Genomic DNA, 10,942 nt, shown 5'->3' on the forward strand with positions numbered 1-10,942 from the left:
CCCTCTAAAAAACCTTAGATTTTTTAAAGTAATTATCTCATGAAAACTAGCAAAAATCGTGGTACCTACTATTCACCGTTTACTATGTGGTTACAAATCCCCCTTGTTATATGATACACTTCAACCAATAAAAACTGACATCCTTCGACAAAATAAGACAGAAAATTTCCCATCTTCTGTCTTATCTCCTGTCTCATTATTCTTTTTCTCTCTTCTCCCCGTCAAATCTCTTCTATTATTTTTGGTTTATATTGTAGCAATTCCACGCTAAACGGAATTTCTCCTGACAACCAAGCTCAATTAAACCTTACAGGTGGTAATACGATTGGATCCATACCTGCTTTTTTTAATGTGTCATAAAAATATGTTCTTATAAATGAGTACAAAATCTCCATTCCTTTTAATTCAATTTCTTTTTGAGCCTCTTCTATCGACATTCTTTCCTCATACCAGCTAAATATCCCTGCCACCTTAATCTTATAGTAAAATGCATATCTTTCAGCATTTTCCTCTCCGATAATCATCAATAATTCTAACTTTGCATCTTGCACTTCTTTACTCTTATTCGGTGCAAAATTAGTTTCCAGTTTTACCGGAATATTGTCTTTTTTTTCTACATCATTCAAGTTTCTTTTAAATGCTTCCTCAAACAAGCATACCTCTTCACATTTAATCATACTCATTCACCTGCTCATTGTTCAAATTAACAAACTACAACTATTAAGCTTGCCTTTTCGAATATAAATTTTATTATCATTAGTATTCTCGCATATATACGGTAACTCTGACTTTTCAACCATACCAAAATCTTTTGATTCTGAATATTTATTAATATCATTTTCTCTATCGTTCGAAATATTTATCTCCATATTTACCGTTTTCGGTTTTGAAGCAATAAAAAATCCTTTTAAAATGTCCTCCATTTCCCACCGGACATTTGTAACGGAATCTTCCACCTCCAATTGGGCTAAATAATCTGTCAAAAATGGATTTTCCAGCTTTTCCTCTGCATCCGGAAGTTCTTCCTCCGGAATATCTGCAAAATTATATTTCTCATACGAATATTGATTTTCTTCTCTATTAATACTATAAATTTTATTTTTTGATATCTCAAATGCCTTCAACACAGATATCTTATCTTTTATCAACTCAATTAATGTAGTTCTCGTTATTTCTGTAAGCAACCAACTATATCCCACTATACAATCTGTACATACACAAAGATATTTTTTACGAGTTTGATTATGACATACAAAAATAATTGGTATCTTATCAAACTCAAACAGAATCTTTTCTTCCGTTAATTCTCCAATTTCCGGAATATTTCCTAAATATGGCATAATCTCACTCCTATTCGCATAATACAAAATTGCTTAATACTGTTCCTTTTTTCCCTGAAAACAACCACCAATCTACGTGTGTTGGATCTGGATAGTTCACGTCTCGGTCCGCTGTTCTCTGTACCAAACCATTCGAAGTATTTCCTACAATTATAACCGGAAAAGGATATACTTTTCTGAGCCGAACACTTTTCTTTAACATATTAATAAATTTATCACAATTTTTTCGTTCAGTATAGACTGATGTAGAATATGTTCCTATATTGTCTTTCGGATATTTTCCATCATCATCCGGAATATATCCTTCTTGAATCTCTCCATATGTATTCAAAAAGGCTCTCTCTTCAATCTTGCCCCACTTCGCGACGCGATATACACAGCTATAATGTTCATTACCTCTTGCCTGCTCTACAATATCATAACATAACTCTTCAGGGATATTATCTTCCAGTCTTAATTCTTCAGGCAAAACATCTCGTATATCTTCTTTATCTCCCACTTAATATCCACCCCAAATTCTTTTGTTATTTAAACACTTAGCCCACTTGTATTCTCATTTGTACTTTATCATATTTTTAGTAACTATTCAACTTATTTCCATCAAATCCAATCCCTACATAAAGCTGAAGGTCTCCCCATAACTTTTTTCGCTTCCTGCAATAGCTTTTAAATCATCCTTATATGTAAGTTGTAGAGATTAAGATACCACTTTCATTACATATCGTCATTCTGAAGATATTCTACAATTTTACTGTACAACGGTTCTCTATATGAAGGCATATTATATTTGTGCTGATTCATTGCAAATATATAAACTATTGCTACCAAAAGTAATCCGCCTATTCTAAACAAATTATTTTGTATCAAATATAAATACCCGCCAATATATAACATACTAATCATTATACCAAACACTTCGTTCATATTCCTTTCGTAAAACATGCAAATTATAATATATTTATTATGATACACTAAATCTGCATAATTTTACCTCTTTCGACAAAATAAGACAGAACTTTCAATATTTTTATACAGTTTTACCAAGATCTGTTCTCCCCATTCTTAGTATAGAAACTAATAAAAATACAGAGAATTTTATGTCCCTGCACTCTCATCTATCATCATTTATTCTTTATATCTCGCATATAATGCATTAACAAACATCGCAAACAAAACAACTCCTAATAAATATTCAATGACTGACAGCCAATATGGTAATCCCTCTCTCAGCTCAAAACTGTTTTGGCCCGCTAAAGCAGCAATAGAAATCAGAAAATAATTCCAAACAATAGTTGCTCCTTTACAAAATGATTCTCCAATAAGTGGAATAGCCCACATCTTTGAAAGTATTTCCACAAATTTTATAAATGAAAACATAAATGTATTTACCAATACCATGATACCTGATGTTCTTATAATTCTAAAAGGTTTATATCCATATCCAGCACAAAAATCGAACAATGAACTCATAAACTTGTCTGTTCCTTTTTCTGTTTTATAGAGTAGCTTAGCCATTTGATAGTTTGCTTCTGCTCGTCCTCTCACATTTCTACTATTATCTGCTGATTTTCCAATCCATTCCCAAATATCATATGTTAAATCGTTAAATTGTTTTTTCTCAAATCCATATGCATTTTCAATATTGGAATCTTTTATTTTTAAAGTATCAATATAAAGTTTAGCTCGTGCAACCACTTTATCAATAGAAGTATCATCCACCGTCATTTTTTCTATTTTATTTCCGATAGATAATTTCCCTATATGTGTATTTTGCCATATGTTTATCCAACCTACTGTAGATGTAACATTTTTCAGCATATTACCATTATTGTTAAATTCATTTATTCTGCTTCTCTGGACATTAATATATTTGCATTCCGCATATAAATCCAATATACCTACATTCATGTCACGTAATTCCAATTTATCCATTTTATAAGCAATATTTTCTTGTGCGCCACTCAAATTTTTATACTGATTTACAACCGAAAATATACCAATCTCCATTTTTTCCACACTGCAATCAGCTGCAAAAACGCTTGCACAATCTACCTGCATATGTTGAATTTTTTGTTCCGTCATATGAATATTAGTTCCTATAGATTGAAATATATTGATATCTGATCTTACATCCCAGAAACTTTCTATATATATTGTGTCTGTTAAAGTATAATTCCTAATTACTAATGTCAAATTTTCAACATTAGGTTTAATCGAACAATATTTAATTTTTTCTATACCCTTCCTTGCCATCACCTGTTTTGTCATAAAGTCATCATTTATGGTTAAAATTGAACCTATATCTGACACCCCTACTCTATGTAGCTCATCCTTGTTGTCTTTGATTTCAAATAATAAAGAACCCATATATCATCCTCCAAATACTCACATTAATCCGTAAACGCAAAATAGCGAGTACCTTGACATTTTTAGGCGGCTGCTTTGCAACACCGATACACTATTAAATCTTCTTACCAATGGAGTTTTAATCTCCTTTATTTCTTTTTTCAACTCACCGGCATCTTTGTCTACACATGAAAGAAAAGTCATTCAGTTTCTATATGATTTTTGCAATGCATAATACCAATAATAGTCTGATTTTTTAGATGTTATAATATTTCCTCCTGCTGTTGAAGCTCCTGCAAGTCCTGCTGCTCCTACCCACGGTATACCAGGAATCAATCCCAGTATGGTTCCAAAGAATTGAAACACTGATGACTTCTTTTGCGCAATAAGATCTGCATGAATCATCTTATTTATATACTGTCCCATCCACTCCTTACTTTCCTCTTCACCTTTGCCGATAGTATTACTCAACATCTTCCGCAGAGAAACAACCGACTTGTCATCCTGTATGAATTTTATGACAGATTTTATATTATTGGGTTTTAAATCTGGCATTATTATATTAAACATTTTTGTAACTTCAGTTCGCAATGCTAACTCTTGTGTATATCCTTCCCACTTTACAGAATATAATTTTTCATACAATTCTTTTGCATCATCCCAATCTAAAATTGGTACCTTTAAAGATGTAGCAATCAAATCTGACATTACAATCTGTGCAACTATGAACTGCAACGCTCCTTTAACGTCCTCTACTTTTACCTCTGATATCTCTCTTTTCCCTTCAAATAATTCATACAGTTTTGTTCTTAATACTCTATTTTCTATTTGATCCGAATACGAGAGCCAGCTTTCTATTCCAATATTTCCAATATTAGCCTGGTACATATCTTGTGTCCCGTATTTTTTCTGAAATTCAAATAATTCACCTTTCAATGGAATCCATTGTTTTCGTTCTAGTTCCAACCAGTTTTCTGGATTCTCCAACAACATATTCGTGATATTTATTATTTTATTTTTATTTTCATAAAACAAAGTTTCATAATTTTTACACACAAGCAATCCACTAGATTTCAGTTCTCTAAATGTATTTTTCATAGGAGTAAAATACTCTTTTCTGGATACGAGAATGTCTTCAAAAACAGCTTCATCTACAAAAAATTGCTCTCCTAGCATTAAAGCTGTATAGTCCAGATCTATACCTTCTGAACAATTTTGTGAAATTGGATACTTCATATGATCTGGCAGTGGAACTGCTAAAAACGGATTGTACTGTCCATTTGTTATCAACGCATAAGATATCATATTATACACCATCAAATACAGGACTTTTCCCTAAATTTCCTTTCCATTCTGTATGATATACCATTTGATTTCTTCCATAAGCAATATAACCGGGAGGTACTGTTTTTGTAATTACAGAATTAGCACATATATACGCCTTAGGTCCTATCTCTATATCCCCTGCAACAAATGACTCGAAACCAATAAAGCAATCATCATGAATTGTAACCGACGGTTCTGGTTCCGGCCTGTGATCCCATGAATATGAAGGATCATCCTGTTTATGGACAACAGACCCAAAGACGCGGCACCTGTCTCCTATCACTGTACCTTCTCCTATCACACCTCCAATTACACATTCTCGACCAATTTTACTATATCCTCCAACAGTCGCTCTATGAACTATAAGTGTGTTTTCACCAATGATTACGCCTCGTTCTATATTACAATATACATCTATTATAACATTTTTTCCCAAGCAGACACCTTCACCAACTACAGAATATGGACCTATATATAAATCTCCCTCAATTATAACTTTGGGATCCATCGGATTTTCCTTACTGCAAATCATCCCCTGCAATGGTCTTAATGCATGTCCAATAATAGCTGTCTGATGAATTTCGATTTTTGGCATACCGTTCCCTCCAATTATCACTCCGAGATTTCCTCTATGACTTTTTTCATATTTTCAATTGAAATATTGCTTAAAAACTCTTCGTCCCCAACTTCTGTTAATCCATGTTCCGTTTTTTTCATTAAAAAGATATTTATATTACTTCGTATTTTTGAAAACTCCTTCGATAATATGGCTGGCACCATGTTATCACTTTCCCCATGAAAAATATACATAGGATAGCTTGTATTCTTAACAAATTGTGCAACATCTACCAGCAATATATCCATTAAAACTTCTCTTCCTAATCTATATTTTTCATCAAGATTTATTCCCCCTGTACATATACCTTCTATGATTTTCTTATATCCGAAGTTCTCTCTCCCCCAATCTGTTACAGGATACAAAAATGTGTTTTTATAGTCCACAACAGGAGCAATCAAAACACATTTCTTTATTATTGATGAATATAGCTCTGACACAACCATAATCGGTGGGGCTCCAAAACTAATCCCCAGCGTAATTATTCGCAAATTATCTTCTTTATTTTTCAGCCATTCTATCGCTGTCACCAGATCTTCTATCTGTGACTTCAACGAAAATTCTTCCAACGATTGTTCGGATTCTCCATGGCCTCGAAAATCAATTCTCAATGAACCTATTCCTAATTTTTTTAATTCATCTGCAATTCTTAGTTGGGTATTTAAATACTCATCTTTCGATCCTTGCAATCCATGTGCCATAATTACAACCGGATTCGTATCTATTCCCTCTTCAAATGCTGCCGGTATCTGCACTCCTTTTCTCCCAGTAATATAAATTACATTTTCTTTCACTTTACATGTCCCCTTATAATCTATAAACCCAATCTGCAAACTGGCAGTTGTTAACAAACTCTTCAACTTCATATATGTCAATATATTTTGTTGCTTCGTATGCCACTCTTACTGCTTCTTTTACCATTTCATCTGATACAGTTTCATATAATCTATTCAATTGTTCTAGCTGTTCTTTTTTCTCATTTTTCCAGTCAATCATCCCTGTATTTAACTTTAGAAATCTGCTTTTATAAACATTATAAATAAAATCTCCAAGCTGCTCATGTCGGATTCTTTCAAAGTCAGTCCATGATGTTCTTTCAACTTGTCTTATTGTTCCTCCTGAGACTACATTTTGAAAAGGTTGTTGCATAAAAAAGAACAAGTCTTCATTATATACATACGGAAAATATCCTCGTACCTTTTTCACATTGATAAACATACAGCTTCCAGTCATAGAAATCCTTGCATTATGGTGATCAACAATTCTCTTCGCATGATCCATTATCGACATATCCGGATATTCTGTAACATGAAAACCCACTATCCCTTTTCCGCCGACCATTGCTCTTATAGCTCGGAAATAATTATCTTGCGAAATAATTATATCATCATCCAACAGCCATATATATTCTGCATTTTTCTTTCTTGCATCATAAAGTGCATAACTTCTTTTAATTGGAATGTCAAAATCTGGTCTCCATTTTACAAATGAATTATAATTCTTCTTTTTATACTCCTTGTAAAACCTGGTTTGTGCTACTCTTTTTATTTCAATCTTCTTTTCATTAATATCCAAAGCCCATTCTGCAACTTCATCACTAAACAATAGAACAATCTTATCTGTACATTTTTGCAAATCTTTAAAAGGGATTCGTGGAATTGGTCTCTCTTTCATACATAAAATATATATTACGTTCAAAATCTTCCTATTAATCTTTTCTTTTTCTTCAAACAATTGCCCTATAGGAAAAGTTAACAATTCCACCTTAGTATCCCCAATTTTTCTTTCATCTAATGTTTTTTGAATTCTATTATTCAAACGTATTTAATGTTCCAAGTAAACTTTTAATATCAACACTTTTCATTTCTCTATCTTCCAAATTTAATTCCAACTTACCTAGATGTATAATATTATCCATATATCTATGGTATAGTGGCACTTTTGAACGCAGCAATTCTTTTTCCCGATTTGCCTGTTCTAACATTAAAAATGCCATCAAACCCTTCTGGTAAATCTCATCATACCAATCTTCCTGCTCTTGACTTGTCAGTGTCACAAATTTTGCATTATATTTTTTCTTATCAGCAGCGTCGCAATTATTGTGCCGGACATTCATACTGTTGACCATATAAAAGAAGTCGCTTTCTAGAGCCAAAATAGAGCCAAATATCAATAGCTATCATAATTTCCTTTAATCTGCTTTAAAAGAATTGGAATTTCACTAAACTCATCAATCCATAAAACATTTACTCCCAATTCCTTAAAAAACGACTCTTGTAATGATTCGTTTACTCTTTCAAAACTCTTTATTGACTCAACTTCTTCCGAATCTTTTATCTTAAATCTTCGCATAATAGCGTAGTGTTGGCATTCTCCATCATTCTCAGTTCTCTTTTGTGCTGCTATTTCTAACAATCGCCTCATATTAGGATCCGTCATAGACAATCCAATAAATAAGCAGGTGTTATTTATCATATAATTCAACTGGCTAATATTTGCCCAATTGTATGGCTCAATCATAAGTTTGTGATATCCTTCTTCCGAAAAAACCAGTAATGACTTCGTCAAATTTTCATAATTTTCTTTTTCTTGCGGTAAAAATCCATGAACATGGTATATGCCTATCTCATCTGTGTCCGGAATCATCCCCTCACCATATATCGAATGATATTTTACTCTTAATCTTTTTAAATTTTTCTCAACCAAATCATCAAAATTGTAATTTATAATTGCACGTACACCTAGTTTTCCCCTATTTGGTATACATAATTGTCCTATTTCCTCTAATAAATCTGACGTATCAACAGCACTTTTATATAATATATCTCTAACCAATTCTTCAAAATCGTTCTCAAATCCATTTCTCAAAAATCTAGTTTGAAGCAATGGTGAATTTCCATTTTGATTTATGACTTCTTTTACTATTTTTTTCTTATCTTTCTTCTCTATTTGAATGTGATTAGCACTTAATTGTTTATCTATTAATGCAACAAATAATTCTGATATCAAGGTATCCCAGGTTGCTATTTTAGCTTCATTTGATGCTCCCGCGCCAAGAAAAAGAACAATATTATCATTTTCATATTGTGCATGTAATTGTTCAACATATTTCTTTCTTTTTTCTAAATATGTGCTATTATTTCTAGAAATACCATTATTAATAGTGTCTCTCAATAACACTGTATTCAAATTGTTATATGTGTCAACAAATAAGCTTTCATTATAACTAAATATCCGAACCAAATCATCTATATCCCAAATTATCAGTTCAAAATTTAGTTGTTTCTTCTTTTCTTTAATACGATTTCTTATTCCATCTGGTAGTTCATTTACAACTATTAATAAAAGCTTATTAATATCCCCTCTGTTAATCGAAAAACGTCCAATTGTATCATATATGACTCGCAGGCTCATTTGCTTATGTCTATACATCTTAATTTCTGCTGCAATACAACTTTCATCACTATCTATTCCATCGGGCAATATCATATCTGAAATTCCACGAACAGACTCATTTTCTGCAAAAAGCCGTTTATTCTGTGATTTCAAGTAATCTTTCATCATAACAATAATCAATTTTTCTACTGCCATATAAGAATATCTAATTGTTCCTGAATTAGTCAATTCTAACAATGTTTCTCTAATGTCCATACTGTTCTCCTATTTTTATTGATATATAGCCAAAATCTCTATTGTTCCATAATCTTTATCTGCATATCTCTCATTTATCCATCTGTTCGTCCTTCAATACTTCTTCTCATAACACGATTTAATGTCATAAAATTCTTCAACGGATCACAAAAAGCTTTTTGTAATTTTACCATTCCGCTAGAAATAATTCTCGCAATAATGGTAACTTCTAATTCTTCATATTCTTCCGTATCCTCATATTTTACTAACATATTATTCGAAATCAATTTAGAGCACATTAATTGTTCATTCAAATCAATTAATACAGGAATTTTGGTATCAAGATTTAATGGTGCCTATACTAAAACTATTCCGTACTTTCCATAAATTCTTCCAACTATTTTTCTCTATCGCAAGAATTTTCCTCATTACTCAGGACATTTTTTATTGCTATCTTTTCAAACACATGTGATATTTCTAATAATTTTCTTCTTTTCATGTGTATATGTATTCCGAAACATACAATAAGCACAACTGAAATTATAATAGCAATTATAACCGAATTTTCCGCTTCAACTGTAACCTTTACATCTATTAACTTTAATAATCCTGCTATTGAAAGCACCAACGTTGCAATACTAATATTAGTCTTCAATATATTACTATCTAAATAGGATTGACAAGCTATTTTGTACTCTTCCAAAATCTCTTTTTCGTCATTATATTTCCTTGCCGTTATAACAAGTTTATTTTCCAAGCATCTATAAAACGAACTACTCTGATTATATTTATAGCATTTCTCTGCCTGTTTATAAATGTCCATTAACTCTGCAATTCTTTTACTTTGTATCATAATGTATCTCCAATCCTTTTTCTAAAAATAACGCAGACAATATCTCTACTATCTGCGTCATTCCTTTAATGTCTTCTTGAAATATTTACTCCATTTTAAAAATCTGTTACGATATTTTGCGGCATTCTACGATACATTTTCTTTCAAGAAAAATGTCTGTAAACCTTGATTTTAAGCGAACTTTTCAATATTTCCAAGCACTTTATTCTGTTGTGAGATTTTCTCTCAAATTACTTCTGCACAATATCAATAAACTCATCGGAGAGAATAAAATGTTTCCCTTTATCAGAATGCACATCCTCCCATTTTCCATCGACCAGATCATTCAGCCGATTACTGATTAATTAAATTCAATATTATACATCTGACTGGTATCTTCCATTTTTTCAGAAGCCCTGCCAAAACGGTTCTGCTTACCAAGGATCACCTGTTCCATCAGAAGCTGCATTTTTTCATTCGATGCGTGAAGCTCTTTTGTCATGGCTTCCAATTGCTCCTGTTGTTGTAAAAGAAGCTGGATAAGAAACGACTTATCAACACTATTTAATTGTTCTTCCGTATACTTAACTGCCATAACCAAACCTCACTTTCCTGAGTGTTATTATAGCAGAGCCAACGGTTTTTGGCTATTTTGGAATTCTGTCACCTTCGTCGTTTTGACGGTGGATAACAGTCATGAATACCTGAAAATAAAAGCCTGAATTTCAGATATTTATGACTGTTATCCACAATCTGAAAAGTTTTGGAATCAGGAGTGTATAGAAACTCACAGAAAGCTTTCAGAATGTGAATAACTTTAAATTTTATATCGCACAGGATAACCTGACATGG

General features: G+C 32.2%; 13 protein-coding genes. All 13 read right to left on the reverse strand.

Annotated elements, in window-relative coordinates:
• Positions 1-296 precede the first annotated feature (296 nt).
• Complete coding sequence (locus tag QZL64_RS00015) at positions 297-683, reverse strand: protein-export chaperone SecB (protein WP_296309019.1); 387 nt, start codon at positions 681-683, stop codon at positions 297-299.
• Positions 684-698: 15 nt separating this feature from the next.
• Positions 699-1,340 (reverse strand): hypothetical protein, encoded by a 642-nt coding sequence (locus QZL64_RS00020; RefSeq protein WP_021840015.1) that lies wholly within the window; start codon positions 1,338-1,340, stop codon positions 699-701.
• 10 nt (positions 1,341-1,350) lie between these two features.
• Complete coding sequence (locus tag QZL64_RS00025; protein ID WP_021840016.1) at positions 1,351-1,839, reverse strand: hypothetical protein; 489 nt, start codon at positions 1,837-1,839, stop codon at positions 1,351-1,353.
• 626 nt (positions 1,840-2,465) lie between these two features.
• Positions 2,466-3,707, reverse strand: coding sequence for a hypothetical protein (locus QZL64_RS00030; protein WP_021840017.1), 1,242 nt, complete (start codon positions 3,705-3,707; stop codon positions 2,466-2,468).
• Between the two features lie 183 nt (positions 3,708-3,890).
• A complete protein-coding gene (locus QZL64_RS00035) occupies positions 3,891-4,991 on the reverse strand; it encodes a hypothetical protein (RefSeq protein WP_296309021.1) in 1,101 nt (366 codons plus the stop codon).
• A 1-nt stretch (position 4,992) separates the two neighbouring features.
• Entirely contained in the window at positions 4,993-5,607 is a 615-nt protein-coding gene (locus QZL64_RS00040) for a DapH/DapD/GlmU-related protein (RefSeq protein WP_021840019.1), read from the reverse strand.
• A gap of 17 nt (positions 5,608-5,624) precedes the next feature.
• A complete protein-coding gene (locus tag QZL64_RS00045) occupies positions 5,625-6,422 on the reverse strand; it encodes an alpha/beta hydrolase family protein (protein ID WP_296309026.1) in 798 nt (265 codons plus the stop codon).
• A gap of 13 nt (positions 6,423-6,435) precedes the next feature.
• Entirely contained in the window at positions 6,436-7,446 is a 1,011-nt protein-coding gene (locus QZL64_RS00050; protein WP_021840021.1) for a hypothetical protein, read from the reverse strand.
• On the reverse strand, positions 7,439-7,756 hold the full coding sequence (locus QZL64_RS00055) for a hypothetical protein (protein ID WP_296309028.1): 318 nt from the start codon (positions 7,754-7,756) through the stop codon (positions 7,439-7,441). Before QZL64_RS00055 ends, QZL64_RS00050 begins: the two co-directional genes overlap by 8 nt.
• 41 nt (positions 7,757-7,797) lie before the next feature.
• Entirely contained in the window at positions 7,798-9,279 is a 1,482-nt protein-coding gene (locus tag QZL64_RS00060) for an SIR2 family protein (RefSeq protein WP_021840023.1), read from the reverse strand.
• Between the two features lie 74 nt (positions 9,280-9,353).
• Entirely contained in the window at positions 9,354-9,530 is a 177-nt protein-coding gene (locus tag QZL64_RS00065; protein WP_296309030.1) for a hypothetical protein, read from the reverse strand.
• 125 nt (positions 9,531-9,655) lie between these two features.
• A complete protein-coding gene (locus QZL64_RS00070; RefSeq protein WP_021840025.1) occupies positions 9,656-10,111 on the reverse strand; it encodes a hypothetical protein in 456 nt (151 codons plus the stop codon).
• A 340-nt stretch (positions 10,112-10,451) separates the two neighbouring features.
• Positions 10,452-10,685 carry a hypothetical protein gene (locus tag QZL64_RS00075; RefSeq protein ID WP_021840026.1) on the reverse strand — a complete coding sequence of 78 codons (234 nt, stop codon included), beginning with the start codon at positions 10,683-10,685 and terminating at the stop codon, positions 10,452-10,454.
• Between the last annotated feature and the right edge of the window lie 257 nt (positions 10,686-10,942).

The sequence above is a fragment of the Veillonella sp. CAG:933 genome, assembly GCF_000431435.1.
In the GTDB taxonomy this organism is placed as follows: Bacteria; Bacillota; Negativicutes; order Veillonellales; family Veillonellaceae; genus Veillonella_A.